A 19,013-nucleotide genomic window follows, 5' to 3' on the forward strand; every position below is an offset into this window, starting at 1 on the left:
ACACGCGCTGCGGCCCGATGGATTCCGGGCTCGATGCTTCGCATCGCCCCGGAATGACGGCGGGAGCTAGTGCGTCAATTCCTTCATCGCACCCTCGAGCCCTTCGATCGTGATCGGGTACATGCGGTTCGCAAAAATGCGTTTGATGATGGTGGTGGATTCCGAATAGTCCCAGTGCTTCTGAGCGACCGGATTGAGCCACACCGCGTGCGGATAGGTGCGGATGATGCGGTCGAGCCAGACCGAGCCGGGCTCCTCGTTGACGTGCTCGACCGAGCCGCCGGGCACCATGATCTCGTAAGGCGACATCGAGGCGTCGCCGACGAACACGACCTTGTAGTCGTGCGGGTATTTGTGCAGCACGTCCCAGGTCGGCGTGCGGTCGGTGAAGCGGCGCTTGTTCTGCTTCCACACGCCTTCATAGAGGCAGTTGTGGAAGTAGAAATACTCCATGTGCTTGAACTCGCTCTTCGCCGCCGAGAACAGCTCCTCGACCTGCTCGATATGCGCATCCATCGAGCCGCCGATGTCGAAGAACACCAGCAGCTTCACCGCGTTGCGCCGCTCGGGGCGCATGTGCACGTCGAGATAGCCGTGATTGGCGGTCTCGCGAATGGTGGTGTCGAGATCGAGCTCGTCGGGCGCGCCGGTGCGGGCGAACTTGCGCAGGCGCCGCAGCGCCACCTTGATGTTGCGGATGCCGAGCTCGACATTGCCGTCGAGATCCTTGAACTCGCGCTTGTCCCACACCTTCACGGCGCGGTTGTTGCGGTTCTTCTCCTGGCCGATGCGCACGCCCTCGGGATTGTAGCCGTGGGCGCCGAACGGCGAGGTGCCGGCGGTGCCGATCCACTTCGAGCCGCCCTGGTGGCGGCCCTTCTGCTCCTCGAGGCGCTTCTTCAAGGTCTCCATGAGCTTGTCCCAGCCCATGGCCTCGATCTGCTTCTTCTCTTCTTCCGTCAGGTACTTTTCGGCGAGCTTCTTCAGCCACTCCTCGGGGATCTCCGCCTTCTCCATGGCATCGAGCAGGCTCTCCAGCCCCTTGAACACCGTGCCGAAGACGCGGTCGAACTTGTCGAGGTTGCGCTCGTCCTTCACCAGGGAAGCGCGCGACAGGTAGTAGAAATTCTCGACCGTATAGTCCGCAAGGTCAGCGTCGAGCGCCTCCATCAGCGTGAGGTATTCGCGCAGCGTCACGGGGACCTGCGCGTCGCGCAGAGAGGTGAAGAATTGCAGGAACATGGGTGACAGATTGCCCGTCAGGTGGCGAACGTCAAGGGGCGGAGACGATCGCTCTGCGCTGGACCGGGAGGGTTTTTGCTCTAGAATTGACCGCCTCAAGGGGTTGTTTTGGGGACGTTTGCAATGGGAATTCTCGCAGCGCTCATCATCGGCGCGATCGCAGGCTGGCTCGCGGGCAAGATTGTCCACGGGGCGGGATTTGGGCTGGTCGGCAACATCGTGGTCGGCATCATCGGCGCGCTGGTGGCGAGCTGGGTGCTGCCACAGCTGCATATCGGGCTTGCCACCGGCACGTTAGGTGCCATCGTCGACGCCACCATCGGCGCGGTGATTGTGCTGGTCATCCTTTCGCTGATAAAACGGGTCTGAAAGCCTGACCGAACCAGGAACGGCCGCCGCGAGCGGCCGTTCGCTTGTCGTGACCGAGGCCATGATACTGGCAATGCCTCGCGACGACGACCAACAAGGACGCGCAATGAAATTTACCGGCACCAAGGACTATGTTGCGACCGACGATCTCAAGGTTGCCGTCAACGCCTCGATCGTGCTCGAGCGCCCGCTCCTGGTGAAGGGCGAGCCCGGCACCGGCAAGACGGTGCTGGCCGAGGAAGTGGCCAAGGCGTTGAACGCACCGCTTCTGACCTGGCACATCAAGTCCACCACCAAGGCGCAGCAGGGCCTCTACGAATACGACGCGGTGTCGCGCCTGCGCGACAGCCAGCTCGGCGATGCCAGGGTGTCGGACATCAAGAACTACATCAAGCGCGGCAAGCTGTGGGAAGCCTTCACCGCCGAGCAGCGCCCGGTGCTGCTGATCGACGAGATCGACAAGGCCGACATCGAATTCCCCAACGATTTGCTGCTCGAGCTCGACCGCATGGAATTCCATGTCTACGAGACCGGCGAGACGATCAAGGCCCAGCAGCGCCCGATCATGATGATCACCTCCAACAACGAGAAGGAGCTGCCGGACGCTTTTCTCCGCCGCTGCTTCTTCCACTATATCAAGTTCCCCGACGCCGACACGATGGGCCGCATCGTCGACGTCCACTTCCCCGGCATCAAGAAGCGCCTGGTCGAGGAGGCACTGCGCATCTTCTTCGAGGTGCGCGAGGTCCCGGGGCTGAAGAAGAAGCCGTCCACCTCGGAGCTTTTGGACTGGCTCAAGCTGCTGCTCAACGAGGACATGAGCGTCGAGCAACTGCGGGAACGCGACCCGCGCAAACTGATCCCGCCGCTGCACGGCGCGCTGCTGAAGAACGAGCAGGACGTGCATCTGTTCGAGCGGCTGGCGTTTTTGAGCCGAAGGGAAGTGTAAGCGCGAGTTCGCCTGTGATAGCTCGGCTGCATCCCCACCACCGGTGTCATGCCCCGGCTTGACCGGGGCATCCAGTACGCCGCAGCTTCTCGGCTCAATCACAACCGCCTCTGGAATACTGGATCGCCCGCCTTCGCGGGCGATGACAGCGAGTGCGTAGCCGCAGACGCACCTTCGCAATCTCGCGGCTCATCTCGCCCGAGCTTTGCTTCATTCCGTCGCCCCAAGAAAGAGGGCGCAGGGAAGGCCGGGTGCCAGCGGCACCCGCGGTCTGCTGTGCGCGTGTAGCGCAGAGAAACCGCACAACAGCATACAGGTGAAGCCCAACACACGGCCTTCCCTGCGCGATGGTCGGACAGCTTATGCCGTGCTCTCCCGGGAGCCGAATTCCCTCTGGCCTCCCTCGCCCCGCGAATTGACGATGCCGTCTACCCGGTTGGGCTCGCGCGCATCTTCGCGAAAGGCTTGACCGTAGCAACGACGGCCAGGACCACACGGTTTTGCCGTACGCAGCTCATCCGGCTTCGCCAAGAGGCTTCGCCGGACTTCAGCGCCGCTCGTCCGCACGAAGCCTCGGGCTCACAGGGACTACCCGCCCTGCCCGCGCCTCTCGCGCACGACGCTGCCGCGTCCACCGCAACCCGGCCCGCGTTTCGAACGACTCGCGAACCGCCCCTCTTCGTCGGGCCGGGCTGTTTCGACTTATGCAGCAATTCCGAATTTCGGTAAAGTGGAATATTTTCGCGGGAGGGGGTTGACGGGGTACGAGGTGTTTTGCCCGACGGGATAGACGGGCAACACTTCATGAGCCGCTCGCTAAGGCAGAGCTTGTAGGATTGGTAGAGCGCAGCGAAACCCATCTTGCTTCAGCGAGCGCTGCACGATGATGGGTTTCGCTGCGCTCTACCTATCCTGCGGACTATCGCGTCAACTCCGTTCTCCAAAGTCACCACCGCTCTCAAACTTTGAGAGATCACCAGCCCAATCTACCGGATAAACGCCAAGCTCCACATGACGATGGAACGACGACGGAGCCCAATCGAGCACTCGTTTGACGAGGCCGTGCTTCACGGGATTGATGTGCACATAGTCGATATGTCGGGCATAATCGTCCGCATCCCGAATCGTGTGCTCCCAATAACGGCGCTGCCAGATGCCGCGCTCCCCTCTGGCGGCGCGGCTAGGTGAAACCATCTCGTCAGGTGCAAGGTTGCGGGAGAAGGCCGATTTGATCTGCCGCCAGCGTGTCGCGAAATCGGCATCGCCATCCGGCATCGTCCAGACCGTGTGAAGATGCTCCGGCAGCACCACGATCGCGTCGATCGTGAAAGGATGCCGCTTGCGTGTTTCGCGAAATGCTGCGCGCAAGGGGTCGATATGCGCCGTCAGCAACGACAGGCTTCGGTCCGCCAGATTGACGGTAAAGAAGAAACTTCCACCTGGAATGAAGTTGCGGCGATAGGAGGTCATGCCGCATCATAACACAACCCTGGATAGAATTTATAGTTCTTGTAGGATGGGTAGAGCGCAGCGAAACCCATCTTGGTTCAGCGAGCGCTGCACGATGATGGGTTTCGCTTCGCTCTACCCATCCTACGAAGTTCACCTCACGCCACCGCGGCATCCGGAATGCGCGCGGCTTCCATCGGCTGCTTGCCGCGGATGAGATCCGAGGCGCGGTCGGCGATCATCATCGTTGACGCATTCAAATTCGCCGAGATCATGCGCGGCATGACCGAGGCGTCGATGACGCGGAGGCCTTCGAGGCCGTGGACGCGGAGCTGGTCGTCGACCACCGCCCAGGTGCTATCGGCGGGGCCCATGCGGCAGGTGCAGCCGGGATGGAAGGTGGTGGTGCCGCGCTCGGTGGCGGCGTGCAAAAATTCGTCGTCGGTGTTGACGTTGGGGCCGGGGAAATCCTCGTAGGCGTAATAGGGCGACAGCGGCGCACTCTTCAGAAGCCGCCGCGCGAGCTTCATGCCGCCGACGATGACGCGGCGGTCGAGCTCGGCGTCGAGATAGTTGGTCTGGATGATCGGCGGCGCGAACGGATCGCTCGAGCGGATGCGGACATAGCCGCGGCTCTCGGGCCGCTGCTGCCAGGAGGCGACGGTCATGCCGGGCTCGTCCTCGAGCTGGCCCTGCACGCCTTCCTTGTAGGAGGCCGGCGTGAAGGTGAGCTGCAGATCGGAGCTCTCCGCGCTCTCGCCGGAGTGCCAGAAGCAATAGACCATGGTCGGCGACAGCGACAGCAGGCCTTTGCGTGCGGTGGCCCATTTCAAGGCCTCGACCCAGAGATGCCAGCCGCGGCGGAGCTCGTTGATGGTCTTGATGTCTTTGACGCGCGCCACCGTGCGCGGGGCGTAATGGTCCTGAAGGCCCTCGCCGACTGGCAGCGCGTGGCGCACCGCAATGCCGTGCTGCTGCAACAGATCGGGCGAACCGATGCCGGAGAGCTGCAACAGCTGCGGCGAGTTATAGGTGCCGCCGGAGAGGATCACCTCCTTGTTGGCGCGCACTTCGACAGGCTGGCCGCCGCGGCCGCCCTTGGTGTAGCGCACGCCAACCGCGCGCTTGCCCTCGAAGATGATCTCGGTCGCGTGCGCATGCGTGTGCACATGCACGTTCGGCCGCTTCATCGCGGGCTTGAGGAACGCGGTCGAGCCGGAGACGCGCAGGCCCTTGTCGATGGTGCGCTGGCAGTAGGAGACGCCTTCCTGGGTCTTGCCGTTGTAATCGGGATTGCGAGGAATGCCGAGCGAGACCGCGCCTTCCATGAAGGCCTCGCAGAGCGGATCGCGCCAGTCCATCGTCGTGACGATGAGCTTGCCGTCGCGGCCGCGATAGGTGTCCTCGCCCTCGCCGACCCGCTTCTCCAGCCGCCGGAAGTACGGCAGCACGTCGGCATAGCCCCAGCCGCGATTGCCCATCTGCGCCCAGGTGTCGAAGTCCATGCGCTGGCCGCGGTTGTAGATGTGGCCGTTGATCGAGGACGAGCCGCCGAGTGTCTTGCCGCGCGGCGCGTAGATGCTGCGGCCGCCGGTGTAAGGGCCGGGCTCCTGCTGGTAGGCCCAGTTGATGCTCTTCATGTGGAAGGTCTTGATGAACCCCGCCGGCAGATGGATGTACGGGTGCCAGTCGGACGGGCCCGCCTCGAGCACGCAGACGCTGATATCAGGATCTTCACTGAGCCGGCTGGCGAGCACGCAACCGGCGGAGCCCGCACCGACGATCACATAATCAAATCTATCCATGGTCCCTCGGCCGCCCCTAGCGCGGCTTGTCGTTGAGTTGAAATTCCAGATGCGCCTGCACCGTCGGCCATTCGGCGGCGGTAATGCTGTAGACAACAGTATCGCGCAACGTGCCGTTCGGCGCGATTTGATGGCTGCGCAAAATGCCGTCTTGCTTGGCCCCGAGGCGCTCAATGGCGCGGCGGCTCTGGTGGTTGAAGAAATGCGTGCGGAACTCGACCGCGATGCAGTTCAGCGTCTCGAAGGCGTGCCGGAGCAGGAGCAGCTTGCACTGCGTGTTGAGCGGGCCGCGCTGCGCGCTCTTGCCGTACCAGGTCGAGCCGATCTCGACGCGGCGATTGGCGGCATCGATGTTCATGTAGGTGGTCATGCCGACGATGTTGCCGCCGGCGTCGAACACGGTGAAGGGCAGCATCGAGCCCGCAGCCTGCAGGCCGAGGCGGCGGTCGATCTCCTTGCCCATGTTCTCCGGCAGCGGAATCGCGGTGTACCAGAGTTTTGACAGCTCGCCGTCCTTGACGGCCTCGACCAACCCCTCGCGATGCTGATGCGACAGCGGCTCGAGACGGGCGTGCTGTCCACGCAGGGTGATGGGATCAGGCCAGGGCATATCTCACTCCATAATGACTGCCGTCGTTCCGGGGCGCGACGAAGTTGCGAGCCCGGAATCCATTCAACCACAAACTCTGAGGCCCGATGGATTCCGGGCCTGCGTGCTGGCGCACGCATCCCGGAATGACGACGGATGTAACGGCACAGATACATTCACTTGTTCAAAAAGTTCAACGGCAAACCGCCGCGCGGCCAGTCCATGGCAATCAGCTCGCCCTTGCCCGACAGCGTAATGTAGGCGGTCTTCAGCTCGGGGCCGCCGAAGGCGATGTTGGTGGTGACGCGGTCGCCGGTCGGGACCTGCTCGACCAGGGTGCCATCGGGCGCGATCACCGAGATGCAGCCGGAGACGAGGGTGGCGACGCAGACATTGCCATTCGCCTCCACCGCGAGCGAGTCGAACATCTGGTAGCCGCCGAGGCCGCAGATCGGCTTGCCGCGCTCGCCGCGATAGATCGCGTCGCGCGGCTTCAGCGTGCCGGGCGCGGAGAGCTCATAGGCCCAGAGGCGGCCGGTCGGCGTCTCCGCGATGTAGACGGTGCTCTCGTCCGGCGACAGCCCGATGCCGTTGGCCGGCAGCACGCCGTGTACGATTTCGACGAGCTCGGTCATGCCGGGCTTGAGGTAGTACATGCCGCCGACGTCCATCTCGCGCGCGCGGCGCTTGCCGAGATCGGAGAACCAGAGGCCGCCCTGCCTGTCGAACACGAGATCATTCGGCCCGCGCAGATCGTGCTCGCCGCATTTCGTGACGACGGTCTCGACCTTGCCGGATTGCAGGTCGATGCGCTGGATCGAGCCGCCGAGATAATCGTCCGGCTGCGGGCCGGGCATGATCATGTTGCGGGTCGGGATCCAGGAGAAGCCGCCATTGTTGCAGATGTAGATCTTGCCGTCGGGCCCGAGCGCGGCGCCATTCGGGCCACCCGGAATTTTCGCGACGATCTCCTTGCGGCCGTCAGGGTGGACGCGGGTCAGACGCTGGCCGCGGATCTCCACCAGCACCACCGAACCATCCGGCATCACGACCGGCCCTTCGGGAAATTCAAGGTCGGTGGCGAGAACGCGGACGTTGGGCGTGGCAGTGGACATTGGGGACCCTCCCGGCTGCTTGTTATGGCTTGCACGGGATGTCCGGCACGGGCCCCACACGCAAGATTTGCCTGCGGTTATGACAAAGTCACCCGGGCTTGCCAAGCAAGCGGGACGGTATGCCAGCCTTGCGCTGCAAAGCGCGATGAGGGTCATCGCGCCTTGCGTTATTTTTTCAGCATGATCTTTTCGGAAAACCGCTTCGCACTTTTCCGGATCATGCTACTCCCGCACTGGCACCCAGATCTCGAAGCCGCCATTGCCAGTGGCCGGATCAAATTTCTCGTCATAGCGCTCGAAATTCGGCGCGTCCGCGGCCTTCAGCCCCGAGGCGGGCAGCCACTGATTCCAGATCGTATTCACCGTGCGGCGGATCGAGGCGACGTGCTCGGAATGCGTGAACACCGCATAGCGCTGCTCGGGGATGCGGATGCGACCGAAGCGGCGCGGCAGGTCCGAGAAGTCGGCGACCTCGACGCCGGCGATGTAATCGAAATTGCCGGCATCATCGCCGTTGCAGCAGACGCCATAGGCGACGCGACCGACCCGCGCCGGAATATCGGCGACCTCCTGATGGAAGCGGTGCCACAGGCTCGGAATGATGGCGCCATTGTCGCAGGAGATGCGTTCGGTGGGACCGGCGACGAGGAAGGCCTTCGCGGCTTCGAAACGCGGTGCAGCAAGGTTGTTGGATAGGGTGGAGTCCATGAGGATCGGCTCCTGTAGCTTGAGTTGGCCGGTGCTGGTCGCGGCCCGCACTGCTTCGGGCGTGGTGCCGAACTGCTCGCGGAACGCGCGGGTGAATGCCTCGTGCGAGCCGTAGTCCGCCTCCAGCGCGATGCTGAGGATGTCCGGCGCGCCGTTCGCCAGGCCGCGCGCGGCCTCCGTCAGCCGCCGCGCACGCACGTAGCGCATCGCCGGCAGGCCGGTGGCTGCGGCAAACGCCCGCACCAGGTGGAACCGCGACACGCCTGATACCGCGGCGATCTCGTCGAGCGTCATCGGCTCGGCCAGATGGCTCTCGATGTACCAGAGCGCGCGCTGGGCTGGGTTCATGAGTTGCGACTCTCGTTCGAGGCAAGGTGATGATGCGCCCCGCCGCGGCAGCCCGCTTGATCGGGATTGCTCTCGTGCCCTGGGCGCTGCCTTCGTAGGGTGGATTAGCCGAAGGCGTAATCCACCAACTTTCTCCCGCATTCGCTGAAGCATGGTGGGTTTCGCCCAGCGGACCGCACTTCGCGCAGCCGCGGGGCTAACCCGCCCTACTTGTCCTTCGCGTCCTTTGGCGGCGGCGCGTCCTGCTTCTTCTTCAGATCCTCGGCCGTCTTCGCCTGCGCGGCCTGGAGATCACTGATCGTCTTCTGCAGGCCGGCGACGCCTGTCTTCAGCGTGTCGATCTGGCGACCCGCCGCATCCAGCTTCTGCTGGTGGTCGAGGTTGAGCTTGGTGATCGTCTTCTGGAGGAAGTCGACATTGCTCTGGAGACAGCTGGTGCGGCGCTCCATGGTCTTCTCGACGGTGCAGATCTCGATGCCCGGCACGTCCTGCGCGCGGAGCGGTGCAACCGCCAGCGTGGCGAGCAGCAACGTCAGGAAATAAACGCCGGCGCTTCGAAGCGGCATGCGGGTTCCTCGGCAAATAATCACGGCAATGTGCGCCGATTGTGCGCAGCGGCGAGAGGCTACCACACTCGCACCGCATTCTCGCGTTGAGCTTGGCATGTTCCCCCTGGGACGGGGAGCAGTGAACCGCGCGCGAAGGAAGTGGGCGCTCTTTCGCGGCTTTGTTTAGGGGAGATTTTTACAATGGCAACCCGCGATAGACGTCTGGCGGAATTCGACGGCGCCGGAGAACCGCCACCCGGCCTGCCGGTCGAAGTGCTGTGCGAGGATCACAGCGGAACGTATCAGCTGCCGTTCGCCTGCCGCTATGTCGAAGGACGCTGGCAGAACCACGAGGCCGGCATCGCGGTCGAGGCGACCGTCATCGGCTGGCGCCTGCCGCGCGTGAAGCACTCCGGCGTCGCCTGACCGCGCTTATGTTCCAAAATGCGACGGGGCCGCGCTCCGCCTTAACGAACGGAACGCGGCCCGAACGAATCACGTCCGAATCAGCTGAGCGGCCCCGTACGCGGCTGTTCACGGCTAGATATCGAAACCGACCCGCGCGGCCATACAATATCTGCGTACCATAAGGGCCGCCTCGTCCCGTGACGAGCGCCAAAAGTTAACGGCTTCAATGACATGGCTGCCAAGGGCGGCGGCGTGAGGCCTCGCTCCCAAAACAGGCAGGGCGACGCCGCTCCTGCCTAATATTCGACCTCGAGCTCCTCGATCTCGGCCGGCTCTTCCTTCGCCGCCGCGATCCACTCCTTCATCTCGGGCATGGCCATGATGGTCTCGGCATAGGCCTTCAAGCTCGGCTCGAGCTTGACGTCATAGGTGACGAAGCGCGTCACGACGGGCGCGTACATCGCATCCGCCATGGTGCGCCGCTCGCCGAACAGGAACGGGCCGCCCGACTTCTCCAGGCAGTCGCGCCAGATGAACCAGACGCGATCGATGTCGGCCTGCGCGCGCGACCAGATCTTGAAGCCGGGGAAGTGGCCCTTGAGATTGACCGGCAGCGATGCACGCAGCGTGGTGAAGCCGGAATGGATTTCGCCGCAGATCGAGCGGCAATGGGCGCGCTGAACGCGGTCATCAGGCAGCAGCCCGGCTGACGGCATCACCTCGTTGAGATACTCCGCGATCGCCAGCGTATCCCACACCACGGCGCCTTCGTGCCGCAGGCACGGCACCAGGATCGACGACGACAGCAGGAGGATCTCCGCGCGCGCCGACGCATCGTCCGGCGCGGTCACGACTTCCTCGAAATCGAGCCCGGAAAATTTCGTCAGCAGCCAGCCACGCAACGACCAGGACGAATAATTCTTGCTGCTGATGGTCAGTGTCGCTTTCGCCATATGGCCCCTTCCCTCACGCCTTTGACCCACACCCCGCCCGACCGCGGACGTGCTCATTCGCTGAGCTTCCCCGTGTCCTCACCCCGCTACAGGAGCAAGCGATGTGCCAATTTTGCGGGCGGTTTGACTCCCGTCTGGCTTCGATATTGCATGACGGCACGGGACGGGGGCATTTCAGTATGATGTCGATGTATTATCAAGCCTTTCAGAACCAAATGGATCTGACGGCGCCGTGGCGGGCGGGAGCCTCGTCCGCGCTGAAATTCCTCAATCTGGTGCCCCAGGGCATGTCGGACCAGGTGGTCGGCCGGCTCTCGGCGGCGCTGGAGCTGATCTCGCGCTCCACCCTCAGCTATGACCGCCCGGCCTACGGCATCGACAGCGTCATGGCGGGCAACCGCGAGGTCGGCGTCCGCGAGGAGATCGCCTATGCGACGCCGTTCGGCTCGCTGCTGCATTTCAGGAAAGACGGCGTTCCCGAGCAGCCGCGCATGCTGCTGGTGGCGCCGATGTCAGGTCATTTCGCAACGCTCCTGCGCGGCACCGTGAAGACGCTGCTCCAGGACCACGACGTCTACATCACCGACTGGCACAATCCGCGCGACATTCCGCGCAGCGAGGGCCGCTTCGGGCTCGACGACTACACCGAGCATCTCATCGACTTCCTGGGACAGCTCGGCCCGCGCCCGCACATGGTCGCGATCTGCCAGCCCTCGGTCTCGGCACTCGCGGCCGCCGCGATCATGTGCGAGGACAATCATCCGTCGCGGCCGGCGACGCTGACGCTGATGGCAGGTCCGATCGACACCCGCATCCAGCCGACCAAGGTCAACGACTTCGCCAAGAGCAAGCCGATCGAGTGGTTCGAGCGCAACTTGATCAATTACGTGCCGATGCAGTGCCGCGGCGCGCTGCGCAAGGTCTATCCCGGCTTCGTGCAACTCACCGCGTTCGTCTCGATGAATCTCGAGCGCCACATCAAGCAGCATCTCGACCTCGCCAACCACATCGCCAAGGGCGAGAAGGAGAAGGCCGCGACGATCAAGACCTTCTACGACGAATATTTCGCCGTGATGGACCTGCCTGCGGAGTTCTACATCGAGACCGTGCGCGACGTGTTCCAGGAGCACCTCTTGCCGCAAGGCAAGCTGATGCACCGCGGCCGTCCCGTGAACACCAGGGCCGTCAGCCGCATGGGGCTGATGACGGTCGAGGGCGAGAAGGACGACATCTGCTCCATCGGCCAGACCCTCGCGGCACAAGACCTCTGCACCGGCGTGCGCGCCTATCGCCGCGTCCATCACATGCAGGCCGGCGTCGGCCATTACGGCGTGTTCTCGGGCAAGCGCTGGAACAACGAGATCTATCCGCTGCTGCGGGATTTCGTGCACGTCAATTCGTGACCGTCATCCCCTGCCCCAAGACGGCAATCCAGGGGAAACGGCACGGGCCTCATGCTCTTGCCTGAGCAGCTCTTTCGCTTCCACGAATTCCGGAAGATTTCGTTCCGCCTCGAATTCAGCGAGCACGGGAGCGAGCACTTCGGATATCGCACCGGCTCGGCCATTTGCCTTGTGCAGGCGTGCAAGTTCAAGGGCGCTGCGCAGCTCGAAAGTCCTGGTCTGCTGGCGTCGCGCGATGTCCAGCGCTCGCTTGAGGGCGTCTTCGGAACTGGATTCGTCCGAAGGGTCATGGCGCGATAAAAGCCTACCGCGGACACGATGCAGCTCGGCATCAAGCCAATGCTGGCCGGATTGTCCGGTCCCGGCGATCAATTCGTCCAGGATTTCCAGCCCGGTCTCGACTTCGCCCACCTCTGCATTCGCCAGGGCAACATGCATCCCCCAGAACGGTTCGCAGAGGTAGCAATCGTTCTCGTGCAGGAAGGTCCAGCCGTGACGCATGTCCGCCAGTCCGGCCATTCGGTCGCCGGCACGCCACTTGGCGAGGCCATTCAGGTAGGTGCCCGCGGCCACGTACAGCGGCATCGTGTGGTCGCGCGCGAGACCGAGCGCCAGGATCGTCTCTGTTTGCTGCAACATGCCGCCGCACACCCCATCGAACACAGCGCGATGAACCAGCGCATTGGCCTGGGACAGCGCCCGTTTTTCTCCCGGAGCACCCACCGCTTCCGCGGCAAGCTTGCGCGCACGAGCGATGCTCCCGAGCGGCCAGAGCACCAGGGCAAGAAATCTCATGATCACGAACGGCAGATCCAGCGCAGAAGCCCTGAAGGTCGCGGGATCGGGTTCGGCACCATAGATCGCCAGCGCCTGCTCAAGATGCGTTCTCGCATTCACGTAATCGCCTTCGAACCAGCAGGTGACGCCGCCCGTCCAACGGGCGACGACGGCGGCCACCGGCGAGTCCGGTCGTCGATCGGCCGCGCTCCTGATGGCGTCCGCCAGCTCCCGCATCGGAGCGAGTTCGCCGTGTGTCAGGCAGGCATTGAAGAGCCCCGAATGCACCGGCGCAAGTTCAACGGGATCATCGATGCCGGCTGCGAACTGGCGCGCACGCGTCCATGCCGCGACCGTTTCCGGAGCGCTGTGGCCGAGGCTGCCCCGCAAGGCACGGCCATATGCGATTTGAAGATGCAGCCTGCTCATCATCCAGCGGGGCTCGTCAGGCAACTGATCGGCGATCGCAATGGCCTTGCCAAGATGCGCGATCGCCTCGGAATAGGCCGAACGCTTCAGCGCCTGCTGGCCCGCCTTGCGCCACCATTCGAGGGCGACCTCGCTCAGCCCCGCCTCGGTGAAGTGATGCGCCAGAACTTCCGGCTCGGTCTCGGCGACGGCTGGAAACTTCTCGCGCAGGACATCGCCAATTCGTGTGTGAAGCAGCTGCCGTTTGCTCTTGAGCAGACTCTCATAGGCCGCTTCCTGAACGAGGGCGTGCTTGAAACTGTAATATGCTTCGGGCGGCGTCCCACGACGCAGCAGCAGTTCGGCCTCTTCAAGTTGTCCCAGCGCAGCGCTCAGCGTCAGATCGTCGCGTCCCGCCACCGTTTTCAGCAGCGCATACGAGAAGTCGCGGCCAATGGCGGCGCCTATCTGCGCCACCTCCTTGACCGGAGCAAGCCGGTCGAGCCGCGCCATCAGCGAATCCTGCAGCGTCGCAGGGATAGCAAGCGGCGGGAGCGGACTATTCAGGCGGTAGCGCCCGGCATCTTCGACCAGCAGCCCGGACTCCAGCACCATCTTGGTCAACTCCTCGACAAATAGCGGGACGCCATCGGTCTTATCGATGATCTGCTTCATCATCTCGCGTGGCAGCTGGCGACCGACGACCACCTGCTCGACCAGCGCGCGCGTGTCCTGCCGATCGAGCCGGTCGAGCCGCAACAGACTGACGTTGGCAAGGCCCGACCAGGACGGTTCGAACTCCGGCCGGGATGTCAGGAGCACGAGTATCGGCAGTCCCCTGATCCGATCGACCGCGAGATCGAACAGTTCAAGTGTCGTGGCATCGGCCCAATGCATATCCTCGCAGATGATCAGCAGCGGCTGGTCTCGCGCCAATCCCTCGAGCTGATCGAGAAGGGCGGCAAATGTCTGTCGCCGCTGCTGCGCCGGGCTCACGCCGAGGGGCGGGCAATGGTCGCCGGTCGGAATCGAAAGCAGCGCCGCAATGAGCGGTGTTGCCCGGGCGACCTGCTGGGTTCCCAGCGCCAGCATGGCCTCGAGCTTGTCGAGCTTTTGTTCTGGCGTGTCGTGCGAGCGGATTCCGGCGGCGCGCTCGAGCTGCGCGACAAAGGGATGAAGCGCACTGTTGGTGTGGTAAGGCGAACACTGGTATCGCACGCGACGGTGCGTTCCCAACGAGGGGCTTTCGGACAGCGTTGCCACAATGCGCGACTTGCCGATGCCCGCTTCGCCGGAAATCAATACGATCTGGCCCCGGCCCTGCCATGCCTCCCGCTGGCGCGAGAGAATGAATTCGATCTCGTCCTTGCGGCCGACGAAGCCGATCGAGCGCGCGGCGCGGACCGCCTCGAAGCGACTCTCCGATGCGGTCGCTCCTTCCACTGCCCAGACCGCGATGGGTTCGCCGATCCCCTTGACCTCGCGGCGGCCGAGATTGCGAAAGGTGAAGAGATCGCCAAGCAGCCGGCGCGTCGATGAAGCAACGACGACCGCTCCCGGTTCCGCCAGGCTCTGAAGCCGAGCGGCGAGGTTCGGTGTATCGCCGATGGTTGCGTGCTCCTCTGATGCATCTCCGCTGATGAGGTCGCCGACCACCACAAGGCCGGTCGCAATTGCGATCCGCAGTTCAACCCGTTCGCCGGCACCTGTCTCGAGCTGGCGAACCGCAGCGACAATATCGAGACCCGCTCGCACTGCGCGCTCCGCATCATCTTCGTGGGCGCGCGGATAACCGAAATAGACGAGTATTCCGTCACCGACGAACCTGGCTATCCTGCCGTCATAGGCGGCAATGACGCGCGCGCATGCGGCGCGGTAGGCCCGGATCACTTCCCACAGATCCTCGGGATCGAGACGCGCCGAGAGCGCAGTCGAGCCGACCAGATCGCAAAACATCACGGTGAGGTGGCGCCGCTCGGCGTCATGAGGAGGTGCCGGCGACGCGATCAACGCGGCTGGATCGAGCTCGGCAATGGCACGCAGCATCTTGCGGCGATGACCGAGCAGGACTCCGAGCTTGTCAAAGTCCTCATCCATCAGTTCGGGGAGGATGCCCACGTCGATCCCATTTTGGGCAAAACGCTCCGCGTATTGCCCAAGCCCCAGCTTCTCGAGCCACTCCGCAATCTGCATGGCTCCACCGTTCTTTTGGCTGGCGGTTAGCAGAATTTTGGACCACGGCCGCGCGGAAACAATATCCCAACGCCACCATGATGGCACGTCCTGTTTGTTGTGCGAAAATCTAGGTTACTCGGTACCGTACGGTTTCGTACCGAAACACTGCTCGATGCGAAACGGCTGCGCTACCAAACATCGCAGGCGTGCAGCGTTGGACGGCAGAGGTTGCGATGAGCCGTCACCGCTCACTCCAGACCTGAACCGAACCAACACTGCGGCTTGCGCTCACGTACGACGCCAAATGGACGTTTTCAGTGAGCGCACTTCCTTCATTGCTCGTTCGTGGGTGCATCGTGGCTGCGAGCCATCGTGCCCGCCGCAACTTGAAGCGAAGAACCAACCACCCAACAGCCGGCAACAAAGCCTATCAGGCCGTTAGGCAGATTTTGATCAAGGACAAGGATGCTGACGGACAGAGTTGCGGCAATCGCCGCGCTGAACGTTCCAGCCGCACTCATGATCTCAACCGGCTCGGAACCATTCCATTCTTCCGAGATGCTCGATTTCGGCCTCCGCGCGAGATTGCCGGACAAATCAATACCGACATAGTAGCTGAGAGCTCCATAGAGCATTGTTATCGGCACGATCCAGCCGCTTTCAAACAGTTCGCCTTTCTGACGCAACAGGGTCGCACCCACGTAGAGGCCACAAGAGGCCCCAACGGCTGCCAGCCCAATTCTTTCAAGAAGGTGGGCCGACTTGATCAGACTGGAACGGGCGATCCGAAGACTGCCGACGTGCTTTGTTAAGGAAAAGGTGTTGGAAATTGCGCTGCTTATCTTCATTGGGGGCTCCTTCTGAGTAAGTAGCAGCCTACCGGCCGACCCCGGATAGAGGCTGCCAGGACGCGCTTCTCGATGCCCTTGATTCCAATTTCTGAAAGATCTGTGCTGAGTGATGGGGCTGGCTTGCTCGTAAGCAAAACGAGGAGCCAATCCAAAGCTGCGAGCACGCGGCTGCGCAGGCATTGCATCTCACCCGCGTTCGTCAATGAGGTCCGGGTGCGGCAATTTCTTGCGGGAGTGGTAGTTCATATAGAGAGTGATGGAGTATGAAGCGGTTCACATATCGCTGTTTTCCTGTCGCTCCATCCGGTCACGATTTCCGGAGCGCAAGTCTGCATTGTCGCGATACTCGGGAGCGCAGCAGCGAAGCTGAAAGGCGCCGTCAGCGTCTCCCATTCATGATGTCCTGCTTCAAGCGGCGCGACGGGCGCTGCGGCGGGCTGCCCAGCGCGGCTGGGCGCAGATGTGGCCGAGGAATTCGACGACGGTCAGCGCGCCGAGATAGGCGGTGACACCGGTGCCGACATCGAGCGGCGGGTTGACCTCGACGAAGTCGAAGCCGGCGATATCGTGCCGCTCGGCAATCGCCTTCAGGCTGTCGCGCAGCTCGACATAGCTCATCCCGTTCGGCTCGGCCGAGACGCAGCCCGGAACCAGCGACATGTCCATGGCGTCGACGTCGATGCTGACATAGACGCGTGAATTGGCCGGCAGCAGAGCGGCGATCCCCTCCGCGCCGATCCGCCGGAATTCGCCCATCGGGATGATCCGGTTGCCGCCGGCGATCACCTCCTCGACCTGCGCCGGCGAATGACGCAGGCTACGGATGCCGACCTGGGTCAGACTGAGCGTGTTGTCCATGCCGGCGATATGGCGAAAGGCATGGCTGTTGGTGATGGTCAGGTCGTTCTCGAACGGCGCGTAGTCCGTGTGTGCGTCGAAGTGGATGACATGCAGCTTCTCCTCGAAGGCGCGAAACACCGGATAGGTGATCGAATGATCGCCGCCGAGCACCACGGGAAGTGCACCGCGATCGAGAATCCCGCGCACCATGGCGGTGATGTTCTCGAAGGTGCGCGGTGCATTGGCCGGATGGATATCGACATCGCCGACGTCGGCGATCAGGCCCTGCGACATCTCCTCGACCAGATATTCGCGCCGGGTCTCCGGATCATAGTAACCCTGGCCGCTGCCGTAGAAGCGCAGCGAGTGCTCGCGCAGCGCGCGCGGCGCAAGGCGGCTGCCCGGCATGAACGGCGAGCCCTCGTCGAAGGGCACACCGAGCACGGCAATGGCCGCCTCGAGCATGGACAAATCCTCGCAGATCCGCGAGCGCAGGAAGGACGGGATCCCGACATAGGGCCGGTTGACGCGAGGCATGGCATTACTCCGTGGGGTTGGCTGTTGTTCTGACGATGCGATGGTCCGTCCGCACCAGATCGAGAAAGCTCTGCAGGCGCGGCTCTTTCGGCGCAGCAAGGATGTCGCGCGCCGGCCCCTCCTCCAGGATGCGGCCGCGGTCCATGAAGGCGATGCGATCGGCGAGGCTCGCCGCAAAGCCGATTTCGTGGGTGACGACCAGCATGGTCATGCCGATATCGGCGAGCGTGCGCAGCACGGCGAGCACCTCGCCGACCAGCTCCGGATCGAGCGCCGAGGTGGGCTCGTCGAACAGCATCAGGGCCGGATCCATGGCCAGCGCGCGGGCGATGGCCACCCGCTGCTTCTGGCCTCCGGAGAGCGCGTGCGGATGGCGATCCATCCGGTCGGCAAGACCAAGCCGCATCAGCAGCTCCGCACCGCGCCGCGTCGCTTCGTCCCGCGACCGGCCGAGCACCACGGTCTGCGGCCGAACCACGTTTTCCAGTGCCGTCATGTGCGGCCAGAGGTGGAATTGCTGGAAGACGATGCCGACTTGCGGACGCAGCGCGTCGATCTGCCGGCGGCTGTGGCGGCGTACCACGCCACCCGGCATCAATTCGCGCCCCAACGGCTTGCCCGCCACCTCGATGAAGCCATCGTCGGGTTGCTCGAGCCAGGTCAGACAGCGCAACAGGGTGCTCTTGCCGCATCCGCTCGGGCCGATCAGCGCGACGATCTGCCCCGCATGGACGTCGAGATACACCTGGTCGAGCGTGGTGACGCCGTGAAAGCGCTTGGTCAGGTTGGAGACACGGAGGACGGGCACAGCGCTCATCACGTCCTCCTGGCCACCAGCGAGAGATAGCGGTCGGCGATCCGGTTGCGGCTCACGGCCTCGGCCTGCACGGCCCCGACCCGGCGTTCCAGCCGCCGCGATGCCTCCGCGATGGCGGCCGCGATCAGCCAGTAGATCGAGGCCACGGCCGCAAACACCTCGAAGGGAGCGAAGGTGTTTCCCTGCACCACGAGGCTCTGATAGGTGAGCTCCGGCACCGTGATGGAGGACAGGACGGCCGACTCCTTCATCATGGTCAGCGTCATGTTCGTGGACGGCGGCACCAGGGCGCGCAGGATCTGCGGCGCCACCACATGCCACATCGCGTTCGCCGGCGACATGCCGATGGCGCGCGCGCTTTCGAACTGGCCGCGCGGCAAGGCGAGAATCGCAGCACGCACGATCTCGGCATAATAGGCGCTGGCGAACAGCGCGAGTGCCACGGTCCCGACCAGGGTCGCCGGCAGCCGGATGCCCCAAAACGGCAGGCCGTAATAGACGACAAAGAGAATGATGATGAAGGGAATGTTGCGCAGGATCTCGACATAGAAGCCGGCGACGAGCCGCGGCAGCCAGCCCGGCGTCAGCGCGATCAAGGCGACCGCAATTCCCGCGGCATAGCCCAGCAGCAGGGCTGCAACCGACACCTGGAGGGTCAGCCACGCACCTTGCAGGAGCAGCGGCCAATAGTCGACCAGTATGGCGGGATCGAAGTGCATCGC

17 protein-coding genes are annotated in these 19,013 nt (G+C 63.5%); 4 read left to right on the forward strand and 13 right to left on the reverse strand.

Going from position 1 to position 19,013, the window contains the following annotated elements:
- Nucleotides 1–66: 66 nt before the first annotated feature.
- Nucleotides 67–1,242, reverse strand: coding sequence for a VWA domain-containing protein (locus GGD63_RS19525; protein WP_183244797.1), 1,176 nt, complete (start codon nt 1,240–1,242; stop codon nt 67–69).
- 123 nt (nt 1,243–1,365) lie between these two features.
- Between GGD63_RS19525 and GGD63_RS19530 the strand changes: the two genes are divergently transcribed.
- Both GGD63_RS19530 and GGD63_RS19535 read left to right on the forward strand, forming a co-directional pair.
- Entirely contained in the window at nt 1,366–1,611 is a 246-nt protein-coding gene (locus tag GGD63_RS19530) for a GlsB/YeaQ/YmgE family stress response membrane protein (protein WP_183244798.1), read from the forward strand.
- A gap of 106 nt (nt 1,612–1,717) precedes the next feature.
- The gene (locus GGD63_RS19535) at nt 1,718–2,560 is read left to right on the forward strand and encodes a MoxR family ATPase (RefSeq protein ID WP_183244799.1); all 843 of its coding nucleotides are present in this window, start codon (nt 1,718–1,720) and stop codon (nt 2,558–2,560) included.
- Nucleotides 2,561–3,487: 927 nt separating this feature from the next.
- Here the strand turns inward: GGD63_RS19535 and GGD63_RS19540 are convergent.
- From GGD63_RS19540 to GGD63_RS19565, 6 genes are all read right to left on the reverse strand, one after another.
- Entirely contained in the window at nt 3,488–4,030 is a 543-nt protein-coding gene (locus GGD63_RS19540; protein ID WP_183244800.1) for an REP-associated tyrosine transposase, read from the reverse strand.
- Nucleotides 4,031–4,167: 137 nt separating this feature from the next.
- A complete protein-coding gene (locus tag GGD63_RS19545; RefSeq protein WP_183244801.1) occupies nt 4,168–5,814 on the reverse strand; it encodes a GMC family oxidoreductase in 1,647 nt (548 codons plus the stop codon).
- 16 nt (nt 5,815–5,830) lie between these two features.
- Nucleotides 5,831–6,424, reverse strand: coding sequence for a GNAT family N-acetyltransferase (locus tag GGD63_RS19550; RefSeq protein ID WP_183244802.1), 594 nt, complete (start codon nt 6,422–6,424; stop codon nt 5,831–5,833).
- A gap of 155 nt (nt 6,425–6,579) precedes the next feature.
- Nucleotides 6,580–7,518: an SMP-30/gluconolactonase/LRE family protein gene (locus GGD63_RS19555; protein WP_183244803.1), complete on the reverse strand. Its 939-nt coding sequence runs from the start codon at nt 7,516–7,518 to the stop codon at nt 6,580–6,582.
- A 222-nt stretch (nt 7,519–7,740) separates the two neighbouring features.
- Nucleotides 7,741–8,574, reverse strand: coding sequence for an AraC family transcriptional regulator (locus tag GGD63_RS19560; RefSeq protein ID WP_183244804.1), 834 nt, complete (start codon nt 8,572–8,574; stop codon nt 7,741–7,743).
- A 206-nt stretch (nt 8,575–8,780) separates the two neighbouring features.
- Complete coding sequence (locus tag GGD63_RS19565; RefSeq protein WP_183244805.1) at nt 8,781–9,140, reverse strand: hypothetical protein; 360 nt, start codon at nt 9,138–9,140, stop codon at nt 8,781–8,783.
- Between the two features lie 183 nt (nt 9,141–9,323).
- Between GGD63_RS19565 and GGD63_RS19570 the strand changes: the two genes are divergently transcribed.
- A complete protein-coding gene (locus GGD63_RS19570; RefSeq protein WP_011089440.1) occupies nt 9,324–9,548 on the forward strand; it encodes a hypothetical protein in 225 nt (74 codons plus the stop codon).
- 278 nt (nt 9,549–9,826) lie between these two features.
- On the opposite strand, the gene GGD63_RS19575 is transcribed toward GGD63_RS19570, so the two are convergent.
- Entirely contained in the window at nt 9,827–10,483 is a 657-nt protein-coding gene (locus GGD63_RS19575) for a glutathione S-transferase family protein (protein ID WP_183244807.1), read from the reverse strand.
- Nucleotides 10,484–10,662: 179 nt separating this feature from the next.
- Between GGD63_RS19575 and GGD63_RS19580 the strand changes: the two genes are divergently transcribed.
- Complete coding sequence (locus tag GGD63_RS19580) at nt 10,663–11,886, forward strand: polyhydroxyalkanoate depolymerase (RefSeq protein WP_183244808.1); 1,224 nt, start codon at nt 10,663–10,665, stop codon at nt 11,884–11,886.
- Between the two features lie 3 nt (nt 11,887–11,889).
- Here the strand turns inward: GGD63_RS19580 and GGD63_RS19585 are convergent, their stop codons facing one another.
- The 5 genes from GGD63_RS19585 to GGD63_RS19605 all read right to left on the reverse strand — a co-directional run bounded on the left by GGD63_RS19585 (nt 11,890) and on the right by GGD63_RS19605 (nt 19,010).
- Nucleotides 11,890–15,264, reverse strand: coding sequence for an adenylate/guanylate cyclase domain-containing protein (locus GGD63_RS19585; RefSeq protein ID WP_183244810.1), 3,375 nt, complete (start codon nt 15,262–15,264; stop codon nt 11,890–11,892).
- Between the two features lie 314 nt (nt 15,265–15,578).
- A complete protein-coding gene (locus tag GGD63_RS19590; protein ID WP_183244811.1) occupies nt 15,579–16,094 on the reverse strand; it encodes a hypothetical protein in 516 nt (171 codons plus the stop codon).
- 411 nt (nt 16,095–16,505) lie between these two features.
- Entirely contained in the window at nt 16,506–17,474 is a 969-nt protein-coding gene (locus GGD63_RS19595; RefSeq protein WP_183244812.1) for an arginase family protein, read from the reverse strand.
- Between the two features lie 4 nt (nt 17,475–17,478).
- Complete coding sequence (locus tag GGD63_RS19600; RefSeq protein ID WP_183244814.1) at nt 17,479–18,291, reverse strand: amino acid ABC transporter ATP-binding protein; 813 nt, start codon at nt 18,289–18,291, stop codon at nt 17,479–17,481.
- Entirely contained in the window at nt 18,291–19,010 is a 720-nt protein-coding gene (locus GGD63_RS19605; RefSeq protein WP_183244815.1) for an amino acid ABC transporter permease, read from the reverse strand. The genes GGD63_RS19600 and GGD63_RS19605 overlap by 1 nt, the downstream gene beginning before the upstream one ends.
- Between the last annotated feature and the right edge of the window lie 3 nt (nt 19,011–19,013).

This window comes from Bradyrhizobium sp. cir1, from assembly GCF_014198245.1.
Taxonomy (GTDB): Bacteria; Pseudomonadota; Alphaproteobacteria; order Rhizobiales; family Xanthobacteraceae; genus Bradyrhizobium.

Coding starts and splice junctions, on each gene's coding strand:
- GGD63_RS19570 (WP_011089440.1), top strand. CDS start 9,324: ATGGCAACCCGCGATAGACGTCTGGCGGAATTCGACGGCGCCGGAGAA.
- GGD63_RS19555 (WP_183244803.1), bottom strand. CDS start 7,518: ATGTCCACTGCCACGCCCAACGTCCGCGTTCTCGCCACCGACCTTGAA.
- GGD63_RS19575 (WP_183244807.1), bottom strand. CDS start 10,483: ATGGCGAAAGCGACACTGACCATCAGCAGCAAGAATTATTCGTCCTGG.
- GGD63_RS19535 (WP_183244799.1), top strand. CDS start 1,718: ATGAAATTTACCGGCACCAAGGACTATGTTGCGACCGACGATCTCAAG.
- GGD63_RS19540 (WP_183244800.1), bottom strand. CDS start 4,030: ATGACCTCCTATCGCCGCAACTTCATTCCAGGTGGAAGTTTCTTCTTT.
- GGD63_RS19595 (WP_183244812.1), bottom strand. CDS start 17,474: ATGCCTCGCGTCAACCGGCCCTATGTCGGGATCCCGTCCTTCCTGCGC.
- GGD63_RS19560 (WP_183244804.1), bottom strand. CDS start 8,574: ATGAACCCAGCCCAGCGCGCGCTCTGGTACATCGAGAGCCATCTGGCC.
- GGD63_RS19565 (WP_183244805.1), bottom strand. CDS start 9,140: ATGCCGCTTCGAAGCGCCGGCGTTTATTTCCTGACGTTGCTGCTCGCC.
- GGD63_RS19550 (WP_183244802.1), bottom strand. CDS start 6,424: ATGCCCTGGCCTGATCCCATCACCCTGCGTGGACAGCACGCCCGTCTC.
- GGD63_RS19590 (WP_183244811.1), bottom strand. CDS start 16,094: ATGAAGATAAGCAGCGCAATTTCCAACACCTTTTCCTTAACAAAGCAC.
- GGD63_RS19585 (WP_183244810.1), bottom strand. CDS start 15,264: ATGCAGATTGCGGAGTGGCTCGAGAAGCTGGGGCTTGGGCAATACGCG.
- GGD63_RS19525 (WP_183244797.1), bottom strand. CDS start 1,242: ATGTTCCTGCAATTCTTCACCTCTCTGCGCGACGCGCAGGTCCCCGTG.
- GGD63_RS19605 (WP_183244815.1), bottom strand. CDS start 19,010: ATGCACTTCGATCCCGCCATACTGGTCGACTATTGGCCGCTGCTCCTG.
- GGD63_RS19530 (WP_183244798.1), top strand. CDS start 1,366: ATGGGAATTCTCGCAGCGCTCATCATCGGCGCGATCGCAGGCTGGCTC.
- GGD63_RS19580 (WP_183244808.1), top strand. CDS start 10,663: ATGATGTCGATGTATTATCAAGCCTTTCAGAACCAAATGGATCTGACG.
- GGD63_RS19545 (WP_183244801.1), bottom strand. CDS start 5,814: ATGGATAGATTTGATTATGTGATCGTCGGTGCGGGCTCCGCCGGTTGC.
- GGD63_RS19600 (WP_183244814.1), bottom strand. CDS start 18,291: ATGAGCGCTGTGCCCGTCCTCCGTGTCTCCAACCTGACCAAGCGCTTT.